At 34.3% G+C, this 24,223-nt stretch carries 23 protein-coding genes and 1 tRNA gene; 14 read left to right on the plus strand and 10 right to left on the minus strand.

Annotated elements, in window-relative coordinates; genetic code table 11:
- Nucleotides 1-171 precede the first annotated feature (171 nt).
- Both LNP19_RS12950 and LNP19_RS12955 read left to right on the plus strand, forming a co-directional pair.
- Nucleotides 172-492, plus strand: coding sequence for an ISAon1 family transposase N-terminal region protein (locus tag LNP19_RS12950; protein WP_230061469.1), 321 nt, complete (start codon nt 172-174; stop codon nt 490-492).
- Nucleotides 493-514: 22 nt separating this feature from the next.
- Nucleotides 515-1,468, plus strand: coding sequence for an ISAon1 family transposase (locus tag LNP19_RS12955; protein WP_428979056.1), 954 nt, complete (start codon nt 515-517; stop codon nt 1,466-1,468).
- Between the two features lie 112 nt (nt 1,469-1,580).
- Here LNP19_RS12955 and LNP19_RS12960 read toward each other — a convergent pair.
- Nucleotides 1,581-1,655: transfer RNA gene (locus LNP19_RS12960), tRNA-Val, on the minus strand.
- A gap of 210 nt (nt 1,656-1,865) precedes the next feature.
- Between LNP19_RS12960 and LNP19_RS12965 the strand changes: the two genes are divergently transcribed.
- Nucleotides 1,866-3,653: an ABC transporter ATP-binding protein gene (locus LNP19_RS12965; protein ID WP_230062332.1), complete on the plus strand. Its 1,788-nt coding sequence runs from the start codon at nt 1,866-1,868 to the stop codon at nt 3,651-3,653.
- A gap of 101 nt (nt 3,654-3,754) precedes the next feature.
- Here the strand turns inward: LNP19_RS12965 and LNP19_RS12970 are convergent, their stop codons facing one another.
- Entirely contained in the window at nt 3,755-4,924 is a 1,170-nt protein-coding gene (locus LNP19_RS12970; protein WP_230062333.1) for a proline dehydrogenase family protein, read from the minus strand.
- Between the two features lie 92 nt (nt 4,925-5,016).
- Between LNP19_RS12970 and aroB the strand changes: the two genes are divergently transcribed.
- The 6 genes from aroB (at nt 5,017) to LNP19_RS13000 (ending at nt 11,902) form a co-directional block, all read left to right on the plus strand.
- A complete protein-coding gene (gene aroB / locus LNP19_RS12975) occupies nt 5,017-6,084 on the plus strand; it encodes a 3-dehydroquinate synthase (protein WP_230062334.1) in 1,068 nt (355 codons plus the stop codon).
- A 292-nt stretch (nt 6,085-6,376) separates the two neighbouring features.
- Entirely contained in the window at nt 6,377-7,774 is a 1,398-nt protein-coding gene (locus tag LNP19_RS12980) for a type III PLP-dependent enzyme domain-containing protein (protein ID WP_230062335.1), read from the plus strand.
- Between the two features lie 96 nt (nt 7,775-7,870).
- The gene (locus LNP19_RS12985; protein ID WP_072943249.1) at nt 7,871-8,842 is read left to right on the plus strand and encodes a deoxyhypusine synthase family protein; all 972 of its coding nucleotides are present in this window, start codon (nt 7,871-7,873) and stop codon (nt 8,840-8,842) included.
- A 10-nt stretch (nt 8,843-8,852) separates the two neighbouring features.
- Nucleotides 8,853-9,218: a DNA primase gene (locus tag LNP19_RS12990; RefSeq protein ID WP_230062336.1), complete on the plus strand. Its 366-nt coding sequence runs from the start codon at nt 8,853-8,855 to the stop codon at nt 9,216-9,218.
- Between the two features lie 87 nt (nt 9,219-9,305).
- Nucleotides 9,306-11,420: a DNA helicase RecQ gene (gene recQ, locus LNP19_RS12995; protein WP_230064241.1), complete on the plus strand. Its 2,115-nt coding sequence runs from the start codon at nt 9,306-9,308 to the stop codon at nt 11,418-11,420.
- A gap of 5 nt (nt 11,421-11,425) precedes the next feature.
- A complete protein-coding gene (locus tag LNP19_RS13000) occupies nt 11,426-11,902 on the plus strand; it encodes a DNA-deoxyinosine glycosylase (RefSeq protein WP_230062337.1) in 477 nt (158 codons plus the stop codon).
- Nucleotide 11,903: 1 nt separating this feature from the next.
- Here the strand turns inward: LNP19_RS13000 and LNP19_RS13005 are convergent, their stop codons facing one another.
- From LNP19_RS13005 to LNP19_RS13020, 4 genes are all read right to left on the minus strand, one after another.
- On the minus strand, nt 11,904-12,419 hold the full coding sequence (locus LNP19_RS13005; protein ID WP_230062338.1) for a DinB family protein: 516 nt from the start codon (nt 12,417-12,419) through the stop codon (nt 11,904-11,906).
- 10 nt (nt 12,420-12,429) lie between these two features.
- Nucleotides 12,430-15,015, minus strand: coding sequence for a phosphoenolpyruvate carboxylase (locus LNP19_RS13010; RefSeq protein ID WP_230062339.1), 2,586 nt, complete (start codon nt 15,013-15,015; stop codon nt 12,430-12,432).
- 99 nt (nt 15,016-15,114) lie between these two features.
- Complete coding sequence (locus LNP19_RS13015) at nt 15,115-15,594, minus strand: Lrp/AsnC family transcriptional regulator (RefSeq protein WP_072943262.1); 480 nt, start codon at nt 15,592-15,594, stop codon at nt 15,115-15,117.
- A gap of 77 nt (nt 15,595-15,671) precedes the next feature.
- Nucleotides 15,672-16,826 carry a M14 family metallopeptidase gene (locus LNP19_RS13020; RefSeq protein ID WP_230062340.1) on the minus strand — a complete coding sequence of 385 codons (1,155 nt, stop codon included), beginning with the start codon at nt 16,824-16,826 and terminating at the stop codon, nt 15,672-15,674.
- 310 nt (nt 16,827-17,136) lie between these two features.
- On the opposite strand from LNP19_RS13020, the gene LNP19_RS13025 reads away from it, so the two are divergent.
- Nucleotides 17,137-17,613: a helix-turn-helix domain-containing protein gene (locus LNP19_RS13025; RefSeq protein WP_230062341.1), complete on the plus strand. Its 477-nt coding sequence runs from the start codon at nt 17,137-17,139 to the stop codon at nt 17,611-17,613.
- A 65-nt stretch (nt 17,614-17,678) separates the two neighbouring features.
- On the opposite strand, the gene LNP19_RS13030 is transcribed toward LNP19_RS13025, so the two are convergent.
- Nucleotides 17,679-18,230, minus strand: a complete 552-nt coding sequence (locus LNP19_RS13030) for a 1-acyl-sn-glycerol-3-phosphate acyltransferase (protein WP_230062342.1) — start codon at nt 18,228-18,230, stop codon at nt 17,679-17,681.
- 62 nt (nt 18,231-18,292) lie between these two features.
- Between LNP19_RS13030 and LNP19_RS13035 the strand changes: the two genes are divergently transcribed.
- The 4 genes from LNP19_RS13035 to LNP19_RS13050 all read left to right on the plus strand — a co-directional run bounded on the left by LNP19_RS13035 (nt 18,293) and on the right by LNP19_RS13050 (nt 21,357).
- Complete coding sequence (locus LNP19_RS13035; RefSeq protein WP_230062343.1) at nt 18,293-18,958, plus strand: spermidine synthase; 666 nt, start codon at nt 18,293-18,295, stop codon at nt 18,956-18,958.
- 67 nt (nt 18,959-19,025) lie between these two features.
- Entirely contained in the window at nt 19,026-19,733 is a 708-nt protein-coding gene (locus tag LNP19_RS13040) for a potassium channel family protein (RefSeq protein WP_230062344.1), read from the plus strand.
- 100 nt (nt 19,734-19,833) lie between these two features.
- Nucleotides 19,834-20,721, plus strand: coding sequence for an AraC family transcriptional regulator (locus LNP19_RS13045; protein WP_230062345.1), 888 nt, complete (start codon nt 19,834-19,836; stop codon nt 20,719-20,721).
- A gap of 69 nt (nt 20,722-20,790) precedes the next feature.
- Nucleotides 20,791-21,357, plus strand: a complete 567-nt coding sequence (locus tag LNP19_RS13050; protein WP_230062346.1) for a DUF417 family protein — start codon at nt 20,791-20,793, stop codon at nt 21,355-21,357.
- 66 nt (nt 21,358-21,423) lie between these two features.
- Here the strand turns inward: LNP19_RS13050 and kdsB are convergent, their stop codons facing one another.
- From kdsB to ygiD, 3 genes are all read right to left on the minus strand, one after another.
- On the minus strand, nt 21,424-22,149 hold the full coding sequence (kdsB, locus tag LNP19_RS13055) for a 3-deoxy-manno-octulosonate cytidylyltransferase (RefSeq protein ID WP_230062347.1): 726 nt from the start codon (nt 22,147-22,149) through the stop codon (nt 21,424-21,426).
- A 49-nt stretch (nt 22,150-22,198) separates the two neighbouring features.
- Nucleotides 22,199-23,278: an acyltransferase family protein gene (locus LNP19_RS13060; RefSeq protein WP_230062348.1), complete on the minus strand. Its 1,080-nt coding sequence runs from the start codon at nt 23,276-23,278 to the stop codon at nt 22,199-22,201.
- Between the two features lie 65 nt (nt 23,279-23,343).
- Nucleotides 23,344-24,174 (minus strand): 4,5-DOPA-extradiol-dioxygenase, encoded by an 831-nt coding sequence (gene ygiD, locus LNP19_RS13065; RefSeq protein ID WP_230062349.1) that lies wholly within the window; start codon nt 24,172-24,174, stop codon nt 23,344-23,346.
- Nucleotides 24,175-24,223: the final 49 nt, after the last annotated feature.

Below are 24,223 nucleotides of genomic sequence, written 5' to 3' on the forward strand. Positions count from 1 at the left end.
ATTTTTCCTTTTTAGGCTAACTACGATTGATGCATAATTTTTTAAATTTCACAGCTTTTCGCATTGATCCTTGTTGGATCAATCCCAAAACCTGGGGGGGAATGTCAAAATAAATTGAGAGATTTGCAATCTTAAGAATGAGAGATGCCCCCAATAGACCTTTTAAAATTCATGTTACCTGACTTTTTAGTAGATCACTTTGAAGTGGTTTCTTCTACTAACACAGAAGAAATAGTACACCTATATTTTGAAGAGAATGCCAAGCCTCCAAAAGAATTTGATACACTGGAACTAGTATCAAAGGGCTTTCAGGATGAGATAACCATTCAGGATTTCCCTCTCAGAGGTAAATATGTATATCTACATATAAAAAGACGTCGCTGGACAAATAAGACAACAGGCGAAATTCTTAAAAGAGATTGGAATTTAGTTGCTAAAGGAACCCGCATGACTCAAGAGTTTGCGGCTTTTTTAAAAGAAATTAATAGATAAGAGTGCTACTGATTGTCACACCATTGGTGGTTTCTTCGGAGTCAACGGAAAGAAACTCCAACGACAATATAAAAAACACCTGAGTTCCTTTAATGCTTGGGCTCCACGAGAACATGCACATCAATGGATTGTTTACCCTGAAAATATGGGCACCCATTTATCAATTGACGAAGTAGCTTTGTCTCAGGGTGAACTTTATACTATTGTAACCAACAAGAAGTTCAAAGGTAAAAAAGGTTCCTTAGTTGCCATTGTTGCTGGAACAAAGGCAGATAAAGTCATAGAACATATCAGAAAGATTGATTACAAGAAGAGAAGCTGTGTCAAAGAAATAACACTTGACATGGCTAATTCTATGAAATTGATCTCTAAAAGATGTTTCCCTAAAGCCACACAGGTAACAGATAGATTTCATGTCCAAAAACTGGCACTGGAAGCCTTACAAGAGATTAGGATTAAACATCGATGGGAGGCTATGGATTTTGAGAATCAATTGATATTGAAAGCCAAAAGAGAGAATCAAACCTATATTCCGGAGCTCTTAGCTAACGGTGACTCTGTAAAACAGCTATTAGCCAGGAGTCGATATGCACTTTATAAATCTCGCGAAAAATGGACTGAGAATCAAAATGAAAGAGCTCAATTATTATTTGGACTATATCCAGATATAAAAACAGCCTATTATCTAAGCCAACAACTTCGAGGTATCTACAATAGCAACAATGACAAGCACATTGCGATGACTAAACTAGCACATTGGTATAGGAATGTAGAGGAATCTGGTTTTAAAAACTTCAATATTCTACTCAATACTATAACTTTCAATTACCGGTCAATCTTAAACTACTTTGATAATAGAAGTACCAATGCTTCTGCTGAATCTTTCAATGCAAAAATAAAAGCCTTTAGAAGTCAGTTTAGAGGAGTAAGGAAAATAGATTTCTTCTTGTTCAGATTATCTAATCTTTTTGCCTAATCCCCCAACTTTTGCGCATGATCCTTTTAAATTTCACAGCTTGTCGCATTGATCCAAAAAAAGGCTAAAGTATAAAACAAAAAAAAACTCCAATATTTCTATTGGAGTTTTGTGGGCGATGAGGGGTTCGAACCCCCGACCCCCTCGGTGTAAACGAGGTGCTCTGAACCAGCTGAGCTAATCGCCCTAATGCATTCGGGTTATTTTCATTTCCTTATTGCGAGTGCAAATATACAGCTAGATTTGGTATTTGCAAGCAAAAAATTAAAATAAATTAATAAAATTTCACCCTGAAAACCCTTACCACTCATTAACAGCTGTTTAAGAAAACATTCCCTAAGAATGTTTTTTGTAATCCATGCTTATAGTAGTACATTTGCAGCATAAACATCAAATAATGGCAAGGTTCAAAGAAAACGATTTACCAAAATCAAAAATTACAGCAAGTTCTCTCAATAAAGCAAAAATCATTTTTAGATATGCAGGCAATAATAGTTGGAAATTCTATGTAGGTCTGATCTTTTTATTACTCACCAGTGTTACCGCATTGGCTTTCCCTAAATTCATGGGAATGTTAGTGGATTGTGTCAATAAAAAAGACAGTCAGCTAGCGAATCAAATTGCACTGGGACTAGGACTAGTTTTAATTTTACAATCCGTTTTTTCTTTTTTCAGGTTGTCTTTGTTTGTTAATTTTACCGAAAATACCCTAGCTAATGTTCGATTAGCATTGTATACCAATCTGGTAAAACTGCCGATGACATTCTTCTCTCAAAAACGGGTTGGAGAACTAAACAGTAGAATCAGCAATGACATCACCCAGATTCAGGATACCTTAACCACTACAATAGCCGAATTCCTGCGCCAGTTTATACTCATTATTGGAAGTTTCATTATGCTGGCCAGTATCAATGTTAAATTGACCATCATGATGATTTCGGTAGTACCTCTAGTGGGAGTGGCAGCTGTTTTCTTTGGTCGTTTTATTAGAAAATATTCTAAAAAAGTGCAAGATCAGGTTGCCGAAAGTCAGGTTGTAGTTGAAGAAACCATGCAAGGAATAAGCATTGTAAAGGCTTTCGCCAATGAATGGTACGAAATAGCGCGTTACAAAGATAAAATTAAAGAAGTAGTCAAAGTGGCAATCAAAGGAGGACAACTCAGGGGTTATTTTGCATCCTTTATAATCATTTGTTTATTTGGAACTATTGTAGCAGTGGTTTGGTACGGTGTTCAGCTGAGTATTGCAGGCGAAATCACCGTGGGCGAATTGTTTACCTTCATATTGTACTCCAGCTATGTAGGCGCCTCTTCGGGCGGGATTGCGGAGTTGTATGCCCAAGTTCAAAAAGCAATTGGTGCTACGGAACGTGTTTTCGAACTATTGGAAGAAAAACCAGAAAAAATCAGCGCAAGTCCTAACACAACTTCTCTAGAAAAAATACAAGGGAATGTCAGCTTCAAGAATGTGGCCTTCAGCTATCCTTCCAGAAAAGAAATTAAAGTTTTAAAAAATGTCAATTTCACTGCTAATTTTGGACAAAAGATTGCTATTGTTGGACCAAGCGGTGTTGGAAAATCGACTATCGCTTCTTTATTATTGCGCTTTTATGATATAGAAGGTGGTGAAATATTAGTAGACGGAAAAAACATTTACGATTTTGATTTGGAGAATCTTCGTGGCAACATGAGCATTGTTCCGCAAGATGTTATTTTATTTGGCGGAACCATAAAAGAGAATATCGCTTACGGAAAACCCGATGCTACAGAAGAAGAAATCTTAACGGCAGCAAAACAAGCCAATGCTTTTAACTTTATCGAAAGTTTCCCTGAAAAATTTGAAACCGTTGTAGGAGAAAGAGGGATCAAATTATCTGGAGGTCAAAGACAGCGTATTGCTATTGCCCGTGCTTTGCTTAAAAATCCAAGCATTTTGATTCTGGATGAAGCCACTTCGTCTTTAGACAGTGAAAGCGAAAAACTGGTTCAGGAAGCCTTAGAGATTTTGATGGAAGGCAGAACGAGTATCATTATTGCTCACCGTCTTTCTACCATTCGTAGCGCCGATCAAATTCTGGTTCTTGATAAAGGCGAAATTACGGAACAGGGAACGCATCAGGAATTAATTGCTTTGGAAAACGGTATTTATAAAAATTTAAGCAACCTACAGTTCAGTAATTCTTAAGATTTACTTACTTATTTGACCTAAAAAAAACTCCATTCGACAAAAACGAATGGAGTTTTTTTATTTACACCGTTTTCTGAATAATCACTGAAAACTAATTTTTATTTCCCTTTTCTTCTGTCGCGTTCTGTTTTTATCAATGTCAATTCGCGATTGGTTTGTCCGGCAACAGAAGTATTTTCCTCGGCACGGCGAATCAAGTAAGGCATAACATCTTTTACAGGTCCAAACGGCAAATATTTGGCTACATTGTAACCATTAGCCGCAAGATTATAGCTGATATTATCGCTCATTCCGTACAGTTGACCAAACCAAATTCTATCGTCATTGGCTTTTACCCCATTCTTTTTCATGAGATCCATCAACTTATAGGTACTTTCCTCATTATGAGTACCTGCAAAAATGGCCATTTTGTCTAAATGTTCCAGCATGTAAAGTACCGCTGCATCATAGTTAACATCAGTAGCCTCTTTAGAGGAACAAATAGGTGATTTATACCCTTTTTCTTCTGCTCTTACATTTTCTTTTTCCATATAAGCCCCTCGTACTAATTTCATTCCAATGTAGAAACCTTCTTCTTTTGCTTGTTCGTGCAATTTTTTCAAATAATCCAATCGATCCCAACGGTACATTTGAAGTGTATTAAAGACAATCGCTTTTTCTTTATTGTATTTGCGCATCATGTCGGTAACCAAATCATCGGCCGCATCTTGCATCCAACTTTCCTCTCCATCAATAAGTAAAGCCACATTTTTTTTATACGCTTCGCTGCAAATCAAATCAAAACGAGCCACTACTCTATTCCATTCTTCTTGCTCGCTAGAACTTAAGGCTTGTTTTTCGCCTATCTTCTCATACAATTCAAACCTTCCAAGTCCTGTAGGTTTAAAAACCGCAAAGGGTATCGCTTGACGCTCCTGAGCAAAATCAATTGTTTTTAAGGTCATTTTTAGCGCTGCATCAAACTGATCCTCTTCCTCTTTTCCTTCAACAGAATAATCCAAAACCGAAGAAACTCCTTTGGTATACATTTTATCCACCACCGAAAGACAGTCATTTTCGTTTACTCCTCCGCAGAAATGATCAAAAACTGTAGCACGAATTAGTTTTTCTACCGGGAGATGAGCTTTCAAAGCAAAATTGGTAACCGCCGTACCAATTCGAACCAAAGGCTGGTTTGCAATCATTTTAAAAAGAAAGTAAGCCCTATCCAGTTCCGTATCGCTTTTTAACGAAAAGGCAACCTCCGTATTATTAAATATTTTTTCCATTTTTTGTGAAATTTTTGTACAAATATAAACAGAGTTTCGAATATAGTTTAGCAAAAATTACCTTATTTTGCACATTCATTTAATCTAAGAAAATGCAAACTATTCTAGCCAACAACTACCCGATACATTTCAATGAAAAAGCATACGAAGCGCTTAATCTTCATTTAAAAGAAAATAAATATTCCAACCTATTTATTATTGTTGACAGCAATACCAATGAATTTTGTCTGCCACAATTCCTTCCATATTTAGAAACGGATTTGACTATAGAAATAATTGAATTTGAAGCTGGAGAAGAAAATAAAAATATCGAAACCTGCGTACAGATTTGGAACGTATTAACTGAACTTGGTGCTGACCGAAAAAGCCTTGTCATCAACCTTGGTGGTGGCGTAGTGACTGATTTAGGTGGATTTGTCGCTTCGACTTTCAAGCGTGGCGTAGATTTTATTCATATTCCCACTACCTTATTATCTATGGTTGACGCATCTGTAGGCGGGAAAAACGGTGTTGATCTGGGAAATTTAAAGAACCAAATTGGTGTTATTAATGTCCCTACTATGGTTCTTATTGATACCCATTATTTAGAAACCGTTCCGCAAAACGAAATGCGTTCCGGTCTTGCCGAAATGTTGAAACACGGCTTGATATACGACAAGGAATATTGGGAGCAGTTTTTAGATTTAAAAGCGGTTGATTTTGCTGATTTTGACGAATTAATATACCGATCTGTTGTAATCAAAAACGAAATCGTTACCCAAGACCCAACAGAAAAGAACATCCGAAAATCATTGAACTTTGGACACACGCTTGGTCATGCCATTGAAAGTTATTTTTTAGAGAATCAAAACAAGACAACCTTATTGCATGGCGAAGCCATTGCTGCAGGAATGATCTTGGAAAGTTATATCTCTTTGCATAAAAAATTAATCAACAAAGAAGAGTTCCTACAAATAAAAGCAACAATAAAGTCTATCTTTGATGATATCGTGTTTAGCGATAATGACCTTGCACCTATCCTTGAATTACTGATTCATGATAAAAAAAACGAGTATGGTACTATTCAGTTTGCTTTAATACAAGGTATTGGCAAAATAAAGATAGACCAATCCGTTGAAAATGAATTAATTATCAAGGCGTTTGATGATTATAAATCTTAATTATTTTTTTTAAAAAGGATTGCATTAGGTATATATTATTTTTTACATTTGCCGCAATGAAAAATAATCAAAATCAACGAAATTTCCGCACCAATGCGAACAGAAACAATAGATCTTTTTTGAGAATATTGAAACGTTTCTATTCCATTAAGGGTAACTTTAGTTTTGATTTATTTCAATATTTAAAATTAGATCCTGAGGAACTTCAGATTATATATGCCAATATTAGAGTTTGAATTTTAGTTTGTTTTATTTCTTTCAATTAAATCAATCTAAAATCCAATAAACTATAATGAACACAAAATATTCTGACTTAATAAATCAAACTTATTATTTCCCACAAGAAGAATTTACTTTAAACAAAGACAACCTTCAGTTTCACAATATCGATTTGATGAAACTGGTAGAGAAATACGGTACTCCATTAAAATTTACTTATTTACCTCAAATTTCCAACAACATTAACAAAGCCAAAAGCTGGTTTCGTAAATCGATGGAAAAAAACAAATACGAGGCCAAATATTATTATTGTTATTGCACTAAAAGCTCTCATTTTGAATTCATTATGAATGAAGCTTTCAAGAATAATATTCATATTGAAACCTCTTCTGCTTTTGACATTAATATTGTAGAAAATTTAATGACAAACGGAAAAATCAATAAAAGCACTTATATTATATGCAATGGTTTTAAAAGAGACCAATACATAGAAAACATTGCCCGATTGATAAACAATGGTCATAAAAACACCATTCCAATTATTGACAATTACGAAGAACTGGATTTACTTCAAGCAGAAATTAAAGGAAAATTCAAAATTGGAATACGTATTGCCGCCGAAGAAGAACCTAAATTTGAGTTCTATACTTCTCGATTAGGAATTGGATATAAAAACATTGTTAGTTTTTACAAAAAACAAATCCAGGAAAATAAGAATTTGGAACTGAAAATGTTACACTTTTTTATCAATACCGGAATCAATGACAATGCTTATTACTGGAATGAATTAGTAAAATGTATCAAAGTTTACATTGCACTAAAAAAAGAATGCCCTACTCTAGATGGATTGAATATTGGTGGAGGATTTCCCATTAAAAACTCTTTGACATTTGAGTATGATTATCAATACATGATTGACGAAATCATCAATCAAATAAAAATAGCTTGTGATGAAGCTGAAGTCGACGTTCCTAATATATTTACCGAATTTGGTTCTTTCACCGTAGGAGAAAGCGGTGGAGCTATTTACCAAATTTTGTATCAAAAACAACAGAACGACAGAGAAAAATGGAACATGATTGATTCTTCTTTCATTACCACTTTACCGGATACTTGGGCTATTAATAAGCGCTTTATTATGCTGGCAGTTAATCGCTGGAATGATACCTATGAAAGAGTATTATTAGGCGGACTGACTTGTGATAGTGATGACTATTACAACTCTGAGCAAAATATGAATGCCATTTATTTGCCAAAATACAATAAAGAAAAACCTTTGTACATTGGTTTTTTCAATACAGGAGCTTATCAGGAAACCATTGGAGGCTATGGCGGTTTGCACCACTGCTTAATCCCACAGCCCAAACATATTCTAATTGACAGGGATGAAAATGGAATTTTGGCAACGGAAGTATTCTCAGAACAGCAAACATCCGAAGACGTTTTAAAAATATTAGGTTACAATAAATAAAAATAATTAAATTACAGTATCAGCCCATTTGAAAAATCATTATATTTGAATATACCCATTCAATGAATTGATTTTTAAATATTTAAATCTAACAACATGAGTAAAGGACCTATCAGTCAGTTTATTGAAAAGCATTATTTACATTTCAATTCTGCATCTTTAGTTGATGCCGCAAAAGCATATGAACAACAATTAGCCAACGGTGCCAAAATGATGGTAAGTATGGCTGGAGCTATGAGTACAGCTGAAATTGGAAAGATTTTTGCCGAAATAATCCGTCAGGATAAAGTTCAAATCATTTCTTGTACCGGTGCCAACCTTGAGGAAGACATCATGAACTTAGTTGCTCATTCTCACTATGAAAGAGTTCCAAATTATCGCGATCTGACTCCACAGGACGAATGGGATTTACTAGAAAGAGGCTTAAACCGCGTTACAGATACCTGCATTCCGGAGCATGAAGCATTCCGTCGTTTACAAAAACACATTTACAAAATCTGGAAAGATGCTGACGATAAAGGGGAAAGATATTTTCCACATGAATTCATGTATAAAATGTTACTTTCTGGAGTTCTTGAAGAATACTACGAAATTGACTTAAAAGACAGCTGGATGTATGCAGCTGCCGAGAAAAACCTACCTATAATTGTACCAGGTTGGGAAGACAGTACCATGGGAAACATCTTTGCTTCTTATGTGATAAAAGGAGATTTGAAAGCTTCAACCATGAAATCAGGAATTGAATACATGGTATTCTTATCTGATTGGTACCCAAAAAACAGCAGTAACGGAATTGGATTCTTTCAAATCGGTGGTGGTATTGCAGGAGATTTCCCTATCTGCGTTGTACCTATGCTATATCAAGATATGGAAATGCATGATGTACCGTTTTGGAGCTATTTCTGTCAAATCTCTGATTCAACAACCAGTTATGGTTCTTATTCCGGAGCAGTACCTAATGAAAAAATCACTTGGGGTAAATTAGACATCAAAACGCCAAAGTTCATCATCGAATCTGATGCTACCATTGTAGCACCTTTAATTTTTGCTTATTTATTAGATTTATAATACCATTTTTATGAAAAGAGTTATTGTTGAGTATGCCAAATTGACAAATGAAATTTTAAACTTATTAGTAGAGAAATTTCCTGACGGATATGATGATGAAGATATAATTCGTTTTAGAAATGCTAAAAACGAATTAGTCGAAGCAGTTGAAGTGCGTACAGAAGACACTATTTACCTAGTAAAAGTAAGTACAAAACTAGCTGACCGTATAGAAAACTTTGATGAAGATGATGAAATTGATGATGTAATCGAGCCAATCGCCCCTCTTAAAGCACTTGGCATAGATGATGATATGGATGACGAAGAAGATGACGAAGAGGAAAATCTTGACAGACCGGATACGGATGATGAAGACGAAGATGAAGACGAAGATTAGTCTCATCACAATATTAAAGGGAACTCTAAATGGGTTCCTTTTTTTTTAGCCCAAATGAAGCCTAAAATTTCTGATAATTATTTTATAATGATTACATCTCAACAATTACATGATACTCTTAAAGTAAATTTTGGTTTTGAAAAATTCAGACCCAATCAGGAAAATATTATCAACACTATTTTATCCGGCCAAGACACCTTGGCTATTATGCCTACAGGTGGTGGAAAATCAATTTGTTTTCAATTACCGGCTTTACTATTTCCTGGAATTACCATTGTAATTTCTCCTTTGATTGCGTTGATGAAAGATCAAGTAGACAGTTTGAGAGCTAATGGCATTCCGGCCTGTTTTATCAATAGCAGCCAGACCGAAGCTGAACAACAATTGAATATTCAGAATCTAATAACAAACAAAGTCAAACTGGTTTACCTTGCCCCCGAGAGTTTATCCTATCTGGAAAACACTTTTAACCTAATCACTGTGAGCCTTATCGCCATCGATGAAGCCCATTGCATTTCGTCCTGGGGACATGACTTCAGACCTGCTTATACAAATTTAGGTTATCTAAAAAACCGCTTCCCTTCTACTCCAATCTTAGCTTTAACTGCCACTGCCGATAAAGCTACACGTAAAGACATTAGCTTACAATTGAATCTAAAAAATCCTAAACAATTTATATCTTCTTTCGACCGAAAAAACCTGAGTCTTGAAGTGCGTCCGGCATTAGACAGAGTCAAACAAATTATCAATTTCATTAAAGAAAAACCAAATGAATCTGGAATTATATATTGCCTTAGCCGAAAAACCACCGAAGAACTCGCCGAGAAATTACAAAAAATAGGCATCAATGCCAAAGCTTATCATGCCGGTTTAGACAACAGCGTTCGTTCTAAAACCCAAGATAAATTCATCAACGATGATTGCCAAGTGGTTTGTGCTACCATCGCTTTTGGAATGGGAATCGACAAATCAAATGTGCGCTGGGTAATTCATTACAATTTACCAAAAAATATCGAAGGCTATTATCAGGAAATTGGACGTGCCGGTCGGGACGGACTTCCTTCAGAAACTATTTTATTCGAAAGTTATGGTGATGTTATCCAATTGCAAAAATTTGCTTCCCAAGGATTAAATGCCGAAGTGCAGCTAGCCAAACTCGATCGCATGAAGCAATATGCCGATGCCTTGAGTTGCCGCAGAAAAATATTACTTTCTTATTTTGGAGAATTGGTTACTGAAAATTGTGGCAACTGTGATATTTGTAAAAATCCTCCCGCCTTTTTTGACGGAACCATTATTGCACAAAAAGTACTTTCGGCGATTATTCGATTAAAAGAATCCGAACCACTGCCCGTACTTATCGATTTTTTGCGTGGATCAAAAAATGCTTATATTTTCGAAAAGGAATATCAAAATCTAAAAACCTATGCTGTAGGCAGTGACATCTCTTGGCACGACTGGAATCAATACATCATTCAGTTAATCAATCAAGGATTTTGCGAAATCGCATTTCACAGACAAAATAAAATTAGATTAACCTCATTGGCCGCCGAAGTATTATTTGAGGGAGAAAAAGTACAACTTACCAGTGTTCCAAAAATTATTGTGGAAAAAATAGCTCTAAAAGAACCTAAAAGTAAATCTGTTGCCAATTCTCTTTTTGAAACTCTTAGAAAATTGCGTTATGAAATTTCTAAAGACGAAGAAGTTCCTGCTTATGTAATTTTTAGTGATGCCGCTTTGCGCCAAATGGAAACCAACCGTCCCATGAGTGAAGAGGAATTAATTGCGATTGACGGAGTTGGAAGAGCCAAATTAGAAAAATATGGAGATGCCTTTATCAAGGCAATCATCAATTTTCAAAAAAACAAGACCGTCAAACCAAAAAAGGAAGCAAGCACCTACAAGGAAACACTTCGATTATTTGAAGAAGGTTTATCGGTAGAAGAAATTTCGACAAAACGAAAATTAGGTTTAGGAACCGTCATGTCTCATTTAGCCAAATTATATCTGGATGGAGCTGCCATTGATTTATATCAATTTGTATCTAAAGCTGAAGTAGAACTTGTTGCACAGGCTCAAATGAAACTCGAAAACCCAAATGCCTTAAAACCTTATTTTGATTATCTTGAAGAGAAAATAGCATATGACAAAATAAGATTGGCTTTGGCTATTATTGAAAAAGAAAATAACAGAAATTAATACAAATGATAACTTCTTTTCCATATTTTATAAACGATAGTACCGAAATTCTGATTTTAGGAACCATGCCTGGCCTAGCCTCGCTTGAAAAAAAGGAATATTATGCCCACAAGAGAAATCATTTTTGGAAAATAATTTATACTCTTTTTGATAATCTCCCTGTCTCTGAAAATTTTGATGAAAAAATAAAATTATTACAAACCCATAAAATTGGTTTGTGGGACGTCTTGGAAAATTGTGAAAGAAAGGGAAGTTTAGATATCAATATTAGAAATCACAAGGAAAATGACTTTGAAGCTTTATTCCAAGAATATCCGCTAATTGTTAAAATCATTTTTAACGGAAAAGAGAGTCACCGCTATTTTCTTAAAAAATTTGGACAAATAGAAGGCATCACTTATTATGTAATGCCTTCAACAAGTCCTGCAAATACCATGTCTTTTGAAAAAAAGCTCGAAATTTGGTCGAGCTGTTTCACATAATTTACAAATATCTTTGCTGAAATACTTTTTGATGGTGTTTTTGGTGACCAATAATGATAAAACCAATCGCCCGAACGGAAACTTCAGCATTCGAAGCAGTTCCGATTTTTTTTAACTGTTCTTCCGAAAAACTTTTGAAAAGAGACAATGTAGACTGTCTAACCACTGCCATCTCCGTCAATAGCTCTTGAAGGTGCCTTGCATTAGCATTGGCATGGTCTACATAATCATTTTCCTCAAAACCAGCTAAAGGTGTTTTATCATTTCTGGAAATTCGCAAAGCCCGATAACTAAATACCCGCTCGGCATCTATAAGATGCTGAATAATATCTTTTATGGTCCATTTGCCTTCGGCGTAGCGAAAATCAAATTTATCCATTGGAATATTTTGCACAAAACGGATAAAATCATGTAAGCAAATTTCCAACTCCTCAATCAAATCTACGTTTTCCAAAACCTGAATATAGCCTTGATAAGAAGAAGCATATTCATTAACCGTTAACTCGTTTGATTTCATATTTTGTCTATTAAGCTGAGTTTCTACTGGCGTTTGTATTTCCAAAAAGGGAACGCATTACAATTTTTTCGTACACCTTAATTAAATTTTCATCTGGTGTTTTATCCTTATTTAACTCATTTATCCTCAATAAAGCATATTGCTGTATTGTTAACAATGGCAATACAATACGCTCTCTTATTTGAATAGATGCTTTACCATCAGGATAATTTTCCATAAGTTCAGTATGACCTGCAATTTTCAACAACAAACGTTTTGTTTCCAGAAATTCGTCATAAATAATTTGCCAAAATTCACCAAACTCAGGATCTTTTTTCATGTAAGCCGTCAATGGGAAAAATGATTTTGCCAAAGACATCATGCTGTTTTCCAAAAGTGTTTTGAAAAACATCGAATTATCATATAAATTCTGAACCTTATCCCATTGTCCGTTGTCCTCAAAATACTTTAAAGCCGTACCTACACCATAAAATCCAGGTACATTTTGCTTCAATTGACTCCAAGAACCCACGAAAGGAATTGCTCTTAGGTCGGCAAAATCTAATTGTGCAGACTTACTTCTTTTTGATGGTCGGCTTCCAATATTTGTCTTAGCATAATACTTCAAGGTACTCATTTGTTCCAAATAAGGAATAAACTTTGGATGATTCTTGAAGCTCAGGTATTTTTGATATCCTAAATCAGACAATTGCCCTAAAACCTCTTTATCTACTGCTGATAACTTATTTTCATCCTTGGCAAACACCTGATTTGTCACTCCGGCGCTCAATAAATTCTCTAAATTATAACGACAGGAGTCTAATGTTCCAAAATTAGAACTGATGGTTTGCCCTTGAACTGTAATTTGAATCTCATTGTTTTCAATTTTAGGACCTAAAGAGGCGTAAAATTTATGTGTTTTTCCTCCACCACGAGCTGGCGGCCCACCACGTCCATCAAAGAAAATAACTTTTACACCGTATTTTCTTGATATTGCCGTAAGCTGTTCTTTGGCTTTATAAATACTCCAATTTGCCATCAAATAGCCACCATCCTTAGTACCATCAGAAAAACCAAGCATAATAGTTTGCTTCATTCCTCTATTGACCAAATGATTTGCATAAACCGGATTAGTATACAATTGCTCCATTACATTATGAGCGTTCAACAAATCATCTACAGACTCAAACAAAGGCACCACATCAACCGTTGGATTTTCCCAATCACTCAAACGAATGAGTGCAAAGGTCTCCATTACATTCAACGCATTTTCATTATTGCTAATAATGTAACGGTTAGCTCCTAATTCCCCATTATTTTCCTGAATCACTTTTATCGCCTGTATGGATTCAATAGTCAATCGGGTTATTTCATTTTCAAAATCAGTAGGATTTAAATTTCCTTTGACATTTGAAAGCACCTCAAATTTTTCCTCTTCGGATAAATCATAGTAATTCTTTGGAAAAACAGATTCATTCGATTTCAGATAAAAATCATAAATATCTTTAAAAACAGCATCATGAATCTTACTGTTTTGACGAATGTCTAAGGAAGCGAAATGAAAACCAAATAAATTAACTTTGATCAAAAGCGAGTCTAATTCATCTAAATAAAGCGATTGATGCTGCTCTATCACAATTGTTTTTATCTTGTTCAATTGAGACTTAAATTCATCTAAAGTGATATAAATTTCTCCACGAGAATAGAAAACTGATCTATAAAGTTTATGTTCAAGTTCAGCAACCAAAGTATCTACACCAGAAAATGTTAGCTTCCTTTTTAAGTTTCGAATATCAATATAATAACACTTTAGAATTGAGGTTCTCAAGCGTTCCGCTACTTTCAATGTAATATCAGTAGTAACAAACGGATTCCCGTCACGATCCCCTCCTGGCCAAAAGCCTAACTGAATCAATGCGTTTTGAATTGAATTCCCTTTGAAAACATTTTTTTGAAGATACTGAACCATATCTCCTGAGGTATTATAAAAGACATTCTCCAGGTACCAAATAAGACTCACCGCTTCATCAAAGGGATTGGGTTTTTCACTTTTTATAAAAGGCGTCTTCCCTAATTGGGCTAAAAGCTGCTTGATTGCAAACAAGTCATTTTCTCTTATAGCCGCCGTTAAATCATTGATAATACCCAAGACCGCTCCAGGATAAAACTGCGTTGGATGCGCCGTTAAAACAGTTCTTACATTAAAATTCTCTAGAAAATCAATCAATTCCTCTTTTTTTCCTCTGGCATCTGTTTTTTCTTTGATATCCCTCAAAGAACCTCTTCCTTCCATGTTGTTCACAATTGGAAAAGCCGCATCTTCAACCGCGTCAAACAATACGATTTGACGTTCAATATACTGGATAAAACGAAACATCAAGTCTATTTTATCCGATTCATTGGTGCTGTGCAAAAACTTTTCAGAGAAAAACTCGACAATTTCTTTTGGTGTTTTTTGTTTTTTAAAACCATTCTCACAAACATCTGTAAATAAAGGAAGTAAAACCCCTGTATTATCTATGGCGTCGAAAGGCAAAGTAATAAAAACACTATTATAAATATTATATTTAGAAAGAACATTTTGATTAAAACGTTCAATTTTAGGAAGCGTATACATAATTCTGTTATAGTTGGTTAGTTTTTAGTTAATATTGTTACAAAAAAATAACCCCAAGAACTAACTTGAGGTTATATCAAAATATAGCGTTCAAGAATATTACATGTTCTTAAAAATGGTATGCATCAAGCGTTTTTTATCATTAATACTTTCTTCCAATGAAATCATAGTCTCAGTTCTATAAACCCCATCAATATCATCAATCATAAAAATAACATCTTTAGCATGCTTAGTATCTTTTGCTCTAATTTTACAAAAAATATTAAACTTACCTGTAGTCACTGAAGCTACAGTCACAAAAGGAATCTCGTTAATACGCTCCAAAACAAACTTTGTTTGAGAAGTATTATTAAGAAAAACACCTACATAAGCAATAAAAGAATAGCCTAATTTATCATAATCAAGTACTAATGATGATCCCATTATAATTCCGGCATCTTCCATTTTCTTTACTCTAACATGCACAGTTCCTGCTGAAATCAATAATTTCTTGGCAATATCCGTAAACGGAACTCTTGTGTTATCTATCAACATATCTAGGATCTGATGATCTACCTCATCTAAACGGAACTTACTCATAATTTCTTAATTAATATTAATATCTACCAAAACAAAGGATAAAATTATACATAAAAACGTTAATTTAATCAAAATTGTTAATTTTTTATCAATCCATTAACAAATTTACAGTTTTCACCTAAATAAAAATCGGCTTTTTCATTTATAATTGGCACATTCCCATACACCGCTTCAAAATGCGCTCCTTTAGCATCGTACTCACAATGCCCCCAACGACCGCTCAAATCTCCAATTTCTACTATATAGGCATTAAAACAAATATCGCCTTCAACTAACTCTTCTTTGAATTGTGAAGCAAAATTCGTGATTTTTTCAATACCATCATAATTTATTTTGACATTTTTATATATAAAATCATAAAAAACGATATTATTTTGAGGAATACGCATATAATTATCAATTCTATTGACAACTATATCGTTTTCGCTAAGTATTGAAAAACTCAAAACCAAAGCCATAAACACATATTTTCGAGTCTCTTCTCTTTGATAATCTTCTTGAAAATGTCCCGCTTCAAACAAAACAGTAGGCACTCCCAAATACTGAAAAGTATCTCCAATACAGTTAATATTAAAAGAATCATCAAAACGACCAATTTGCCCAGGAATATAAGCTTGTAACCGTTCATTCATAGCTGCAATAAGATTAATCGCTTTCATTCTAGTCGCATTTACTTCCCTTTCCTCGTTATAAGAAGGAGCCAAAAAAGACAATGTTGCCGGTTTTCCTGTATCACCAACCCCAAAAATGGTTCGTTGATCGTGCAAATTATAACAAAAATCAGGTCTAAAGGCCTCAAAAACCGCTCTCAGCACCACGCTCTCAGGCTGACTAAGGTTCTGAGAATCGCGGTTTAAATCTACTTTATTGGCATTTTCCCGAGTATACAATGCTGCTCCATCCGGATTCAACATCGGAATACAACAAAAAGTAAAAGTATTTAGTAGTTTATCTGCAAAATCAGAACCATCATGCAGCAGATTTAGAAAGTCAAATAAAGCCTTAGTTGTGGTACTTTCGTTTCCATGCATTTGCGACCAAAGCAATATTTTGATTTTTCCTTCTCCAATCTGGTATTTATAAATTGGTTTTTCAAGTACTGACTGACCAATAATTGAAAGCTGATTATTGGTATTTAATTTGTTTAAAAGCGGCTCAATAGCATCTAAAGTAAGATACCTTCCTGCTATAGACTGCTCTTTGTTTTTGATGAATAATTGTTCTAAATCCATAATGTTTATTTGATTTACAAAAGTAAACATCTTTACTTTTACAATTGTAAATAGTTAATAATACACGGATATTCCAATTGTAAACAGTTATTTGTCTGTTTAATTCTAAAAGACCTGAGCTATAAATAACAAATGTTAATCACTTATTAATAAACAATCAAAAACTACATTATCAGTAATTTATATTCAATTACATATTGTATTACTTTACATAATAGCATTCTTATTTCACTGTTTACGGTTGTAATTTTGGTAATTCAGTTGTATTTGATTACATTTGTAAATCAGATATATTCAATTACAATTTACAATGGTAAACATCGAAGATTTCATTAAACGTTTGGAAATTATACTGGATTATTACGGCCTTAACGCCTCTGCATTTGCGGATAAAATTGGGGTACAGCGTTCCAGTTTGTCCCATCTTCTATCAGGCAGGAACAAACCCAGTCTCGATTTTATTCTCAAAATTTTGGATGTTTTTCCGGATGTGGATTTATACTGGATTTTGAATGGCAAAGGAGCTTTTCCAAAAAGTCCCGAGGCAACATACGAACAAGAGAATAAAATAGCCGAAGTTACAAACAGTAATATCCCTACTCCAACACAGTCGGATTTAATTCCAGAGGATTTGTTTACAGTGACCAGTCCTACTACTAAGCCAGAGGAAGAAACAGCAAAAACGAAAGAGAACCCCAATCGTCCTATTTATACTAATTTCGATGAAGTAGAAAAAATTGTGTTTTTTTACAAGAATGGAACTTTTAAGATTTTTAATCCCAATTAAAAAAAGCAGCCCTTTTAGTTGCCTAAAAGAACTGCTTTTAAAATTTTAGATCAAACGAAAAAGAATTAGTCTTTGAATCCTTTTTCGGGAATTTTACCTTCAACCCCGATGTAATGCTTTTTTAGAATTGCTAAGTCTTCTTCGATATTTCCAGACGGAAATAACAACTGCCCAAATTTCACCTCTTTCTTGCCAAAATCAAAAGCAACTGGAATAATTGGCACCTTTGCTTTTAGGGCAATGTAATAAAAACCCGTTTTAAGTTGGTCTACTTTTTTACGTGTTCCTTCGGGTGCCACCGCCAGACGGAAAACCTCTTTTCTATTAAAAATTGCTGCAATCGATTCTACCTTGTTCAATCCGCCGGAACGATCCAGCGGCTCACCTCCCATGTATCTGAAATAAAATCCCAATGGAAAACGGAACAATTCTTTTTTGCCCACCCAATTCATCTCTAATCCAGTAATCCCTCTGGTAAAAATTCCCAAATAAAAGTCATGTGCGCTTGTATGTGGCATCACCATCATGACACATTTCTTGACATCTTCATCAATCGTTCCCACAATCTTCCAACCCATAAGGCGGAAAAATATCCATTTGTAAATTTGTTTCTTCATTGTTTTCCAATTTAGCGCAAAATAAATAATTTAAAAGTTAATTTTGATAAAAACTAGCATAGATGATCAATAAAATACTGAGCTACCTCATTCCCATAAACATTCATACTGAAAAATCTACCTTGAACAAATCGATAGAAGTCACTTGGACCAATGGAGAATTAGTAATGGATTCTGAAAACACTAATTATTCCTATGGCAGTTTGCAACGTATTTTAAGATTTGGTTTGAAACATATTGGCTTCGATAAAATCAACGCTATGGAAAATGTTTTGGTTTTAGGTGTTGCCGGCGGAAGCGTGATCAAAACATTGGTGGACGAAATTAAATTTAGCGGAAAGATCACCGGCGTTGAGATTGAGCCAGAAATTATTGAATTAGCAAATAAATATTTCAAGCTGAATGAAATTCCACAGCTTGATATTGTCATAGACGATGCCTTTGAATTTGTATTAAAAACCAAAGAAAAATATGATTTAATAATCATTGATATTTTTCAGGATACGCATATGCCTAATTTTTTATTCGAATCTTTTTTTATCAACCGCATTTGTTTTCTTTTGAAAAGTAAAGGTTTTGTGCTTTTTAACACCATGTTATTGGATGAAAAACAAAATTTGAGGAACTCAAAATTCATATCGGAATTCAGCCCCGTGGATTATTCCATTAAATCAATTCCAAGAGTTGAAAAACACAATGAGTTGATCGTGGTCGAAAAATTGGTTTAATTGCGTTTTTTAAAATTGAAGCCATTAATTTCGTAATTTAGAGGTAAATAGCTAAAACTGTGTTTTTATGAAAAAGATCCTAAAAAAACTGATTTTAGGAAATGTGGCAAAAACAGATCCTCCACCATTTAACCCTCTTGAAAAACGGATCCAAAACATCAAAGCAATATGGAATAATACACATCAGGACGATAATGGTCTAGAGAAATTAGTTCGCTTATTTCTTTCCTCTTCTCAATTGCTATTCCCCGGAATCTATATCAAATATTTTGCTTTCAAGAAAGGAGATGAGTACGTAGATTTGGCAGTGGATTTCTATGTGTTACTTAAGGTATTCTTTCCGTTATTGATTTTAATCAACCAATGGCAAAACAATGTTGTTATGCTGGGAATGATGATTTACGTCTTGCTGGAAACCATCTTATACATTCCTACGTTGATTTTTGCTTCAGATTTATTTGCCAAGCCTCGCTCTTATAAAAGAGCCATGTTATTGCTTTTTTTGAATTATATCGAAATCATATTTGCCTATGCTGTCTTGTATTCTTGTGATAATTATTTGAATAAACCTATAGAACACTGGTTTGATGCGATTTATTTTAGCACCGTAACTTCATCCTCTATAGGATATGGTGATTTCTACCCCGCCACCACTTGGGGAAAATTTTTAGTATGTACACAAGCTTTATTGTTTTTATTTTTTGTCATCTTGTTTTTAAATTTTTTCTCTACCAAAATTAAAGCAAAAGGCTATTTTGATTCTGATAATCTGTAATAAATAGCTTGCTTTAAAGGTTTTTAGCATTATCTTATTTATTTTATCTTTGGCTTTACTATTAACGCTAGGTTCAATTGAAACGTCAAAATAAATAACCATGCTCAGCAATCACGTTCAGCTTATTATTCGAAAAGCATCCAAAGAAAGTACCCCTATTTTAATTTCTACTGTCAAATTTGAAAGTAACGACTGGCAGTTGCATTCCAACTATTTTGCAATTGTATGGGTGCACGAAGGTACAGGTATGCTGGAAACGGATTTAATGAAAGCGAAGTACACTAAAAATCAAATATTTTGTTTCAACACCTATCAAGCGTTTTCTTTCCATCCAAAAGAAAAGACATCCGCATCGCTCCTACTATTTCACGCAAATTTTTTTTGCATCGAAACCTACCACCATCAAGTAGGATGCAACGGAATCCTTTTTAACAACGTATATGATAGCTCCCAGATTATAATTCCTGAAATTGAAAAACTAGAATTGGATATGATTTTCAGCAACATCAGAGACGAAATTAAAGAAGAAGAATTGGCTTCAAACGAATTGGTTTTCTCTTATTTAAAAATATTCCTCATCAAACTCACCCGATTAAAATCAGTAAATGGGCAAGAAGAAAAAACAGTCGTTCCTAGTATTCCTGAATATTTAAAAGAATTAATTGTTTTAATAAATGAAAATTTTCAAAAAGAACATCAAGCTTCTTTCTATGCTAACAAACTAAATATTAGCGTAAAAACATTGAGCAAAGCCACCACAAAGCATTACCAGAAAACCATTTCCGGTCTACTGCATGAAAAACTAATTCTGAAATCCAAATGGGAATTATTACACACTAATACCCCTATAAAAGCCATTGCGAATAATATGGGGTTTAGAGACGAATACTATTTTAGTCGTTTCTTTAAAAAACACATCGGCTTATCACCAAAACACTTTCGCGAAGAAGAATGGAACATTCGAAGAGGATTTTTGTCCATCCCTTAAGGCAATCTGTCTATTTTCTGGTCTTTGAATTTAAATTTACTTTGTACACTAACATTAAATTATAAATTCATGGAACAATTATTCAAATATGTTGCAAAATTACAGGAAACAGGAATTCATCTAACCCGATTAGGCTTAATCATAGTATTGGTTTGGATTGGCGGGCTAAAAGCATTTCGTTATGAAGCTGCCGGTATTGTTCCTTTTGTAGCCAATAGTCCTCTTATGAGTTTTTTTTACAATTATGATGCTCCCGAGTACAAAACTCACATGAATAAAGAAGGCGAATACAAAGCAGAGAATGTTGAATGGCATGAAGCCAATAATACTTACACTTTTTCTTACGGTTTGGGTGCGGTAATTGTTGGAATCGGAATTCTGATTGCGCTTTATCCCGTTGCTCCAAAATTATCAGCAATAGGAAGCTTTTTAGCTTTTGGAATGTCATTTGTAACGCTTTCCTTTTTAATCACCACTCCTGAAACCTGGGTTCCCGATTTAGGCGACAATGAACATGGATTTCCCTATCTTAGTGGAGCCGGACGACTAGTCATCAAAGATGTTATTATGCTGGGAGCGGCCTTAGTGACGATGAGTCAGGCAGCAAGAAAATATTTGGAGCTGAAAAATAAATAAATTAAAAGTCCAAAAAATAAGTATTGGATGTAGTCTTTTTTAAGGATTACATCCAATTTTTTATTATTAAAGCATCATTCTTGCCTTTTCTAAATCTTCAGGCGTATCAATCCCGATTCCTACATGGGTCGTTTCAATCATTTTGATGCGTTTACCAAATTCTAAATAACGCAATTGTTCCAGTTTTTCGGAGGCTTCCAATGATTTCATCGGCAGACTGTAAAAATCAGACAAAGCCTGTTTTCTAAAAGCATAAATCCCGATGTGTTGCATATAGCGAACACCTACATTTTTCTCTCTTGGATACGGAATTACCGAACGCGAAAAATACAACGCAAAGCCGTTTTGATCTACAACCACTTTTACATTATTAGGATTATTGATTTCATCTTCGTCTTTGATTTCGCGCATCAACGAAGCTAAATCAACGGATTTAGTAGAATCTCTTCGGAAAGTTTCTATTAATTTCTCTAAAGGTTCTTCATTGATAAAAGGCTCATCTCCTTGTACATTGACAACAATATCTACATCTAGACTTTCGATGGCTTCAGCAATTCGATCGCTCCCCGACTCATGTTCTTTGATACTCTTGATGGCTTTACCGCCGTGAGAAACGATTTCGTCAAAAATTAAATCCGAATCGGTCACCACAAAAACATCATCAAAAAGTTGGGTGCTCACTGCGGCTTCATAGGTTCTTAAAATCACGGTTTTACCACCTAAATCCTGCATTAATTTAGCAGGAAATCTCGTAGAGGCGTAACGGGCTGGAATGACGGCTATTATTTTCATTTTAATCTCTTTTATATTATTATTCTGACGGATTAATTATACTGTTGTTTTACATTTTAGCCTTGGGCTTTAAAACATTTTTTAAATATCGATTTACCGGATTTTCAAACCAAATAAAACTGATATAACTTACCAATATCGAAACTATAAAAAGGATAGAAATAATCAAATATTCATTTTCGATATGGAAATATGCCGCATTCAGGTTTTTAAAATATTTCAAAATCAATTGATGAAACATATAAAAACCAAAACTTATTTCTCCTAGAAGAATCAATATACGGTTTGATAAAAAATTGGAAATAAATCCTTTTTGAAATGAAAAAATCAATATCAACAAACTCATTGGCAACCAATAATAAACCGAATAACGCAATACCAATGGAAATTCCCTATGAAAAACAAAAAACAACACTAATAATAAAACCGAGGAGATTTCCAGTATGTTGTAATGAATCAATCTTTGTTGGTTTTTTATTCTCTCATACAATTCAAAAAGCAGTATTCCGATGATAAAATCAAAAATTCTAAAAAAAGGATTTACATAAAAGAGGCTTTTATAATGAATTGGCGGAATCACTAACATCAATAAAGGCAATAAAAAAAGAAACAAAGTCAATAAACCCTTGTTGAATTTATAATATTTAAGTTTTGAAATTAAAATTATTAAGAACGGAAAAAGCAGGTAGAAAAAAAGCTCATTAGAAATACTCCAGGAAGGGGAATTGAAAGAAAAATAAAACGTTTTAATTGGGATAAAACTTTGGGTCAGCGTTAAATTAAAAAACAACTGCTTTATCCAAGTTGAAAACTCAAAAACACTATTTTGTAACGTCAACGGGATTGCTATTAACAAACACAACAAATGAAGCGGATAGATTCTGGCAATTCTGGCAATGAAAAAATTCTTATTCGAAACTTTCTTATTTAAAATTGAATCTCGGTAATTATAGGCTAAAATAAATCCGCTTAGGATGAAGAAAAAGCTAACTCCAATGTAACCTTCCTTAAGAATATACTCATGTATCCATCTGAAATAAGGCAAATCACTTTTGCTTAAAAAAGTTAGATGATGAGCAAATATCATGAAAGCAAAAAAGAATCTTAATGAAGTTAATGGTTTAATCATTTGTTATTAAAAATATTAGTTTGTTTTATTTAAAGTTAAAAAAAGGGCATATTGGGTTAGATAAATCATGAAATCTGCACCGAAGTCATACTCAGCGAACCCGCTACTAGTTTATCGTTAAACAAACTCAAATCTTCGTTTTTTTCTTTTAATCCAAGGGTGTAAATCAAAGGCAGATAATGTTCCGGCGTAGGAATCGCTAATTGCAGCGCTTTGCTTTGTTTTTCGAAATCAATCAAAGGCTGGAAATTTCCGTCAACCAAATAATCATTTACCGTTGCTCTGGCTTCAATTGCCCAATCATAACCGTAATTATCCTTGTCAAAATTATGATAATCGACCAATCTTAAATTATGTACAATATTTCCGCTACCAATAATCAGAATACCTTTATGGCGCAAGGCACTTAATTTTTGCGCTAATTCGAAATGAAATTGCGCCGGTTTTGAATAATCAATACTCAGCTGAATTACAGGAACATTGGCTTCGGGATATAAATGCTTAATTACACTCCAAGCGCCGTGATCTAATCCCCAATCGTGATCGAGTTCGGCTTCTGTTGGTAACAATAATTTCTTTGTTTCAATAGCTAATTCGGGACTACCCTCGGCGGGATATTGCACATCGAACAAGGCTTGCGGAAAACCACCAAAATCATGAATCGTTCGTGGCATTTCCATTGCAGTGACTTTAGTTCCTTTGGTAAACCAATGTGCCGAAATGCACAAAATCGCATTGGGCTGTGGCAATTTTTTGGCCAGATTACGAAAACCCGTCACAAACTGATTCTCTTCAATGGCATTCATCGGACTACCATGTCCCAAGAATAATACGGGCATTTTTTCGGTATTCGAAAAAGAACCTGAAATTGTATGTAAATCGTTTAATGTGTTCATCCCTTTTATGTTTTTACCACAGATTCGCAGATTTTTTAAAATTACAATT

This window comes from Flavobacterium acetivorans, assembly GCF_020911885.1.
In the GTDB taxonomy this organism is placed as follows: Bacteria; Bacteroidota; Bacteroidia; order Flavobacteriales; family Flavobacteriaceae; genus Flavobacterium; species Flavobacterium acetivorans.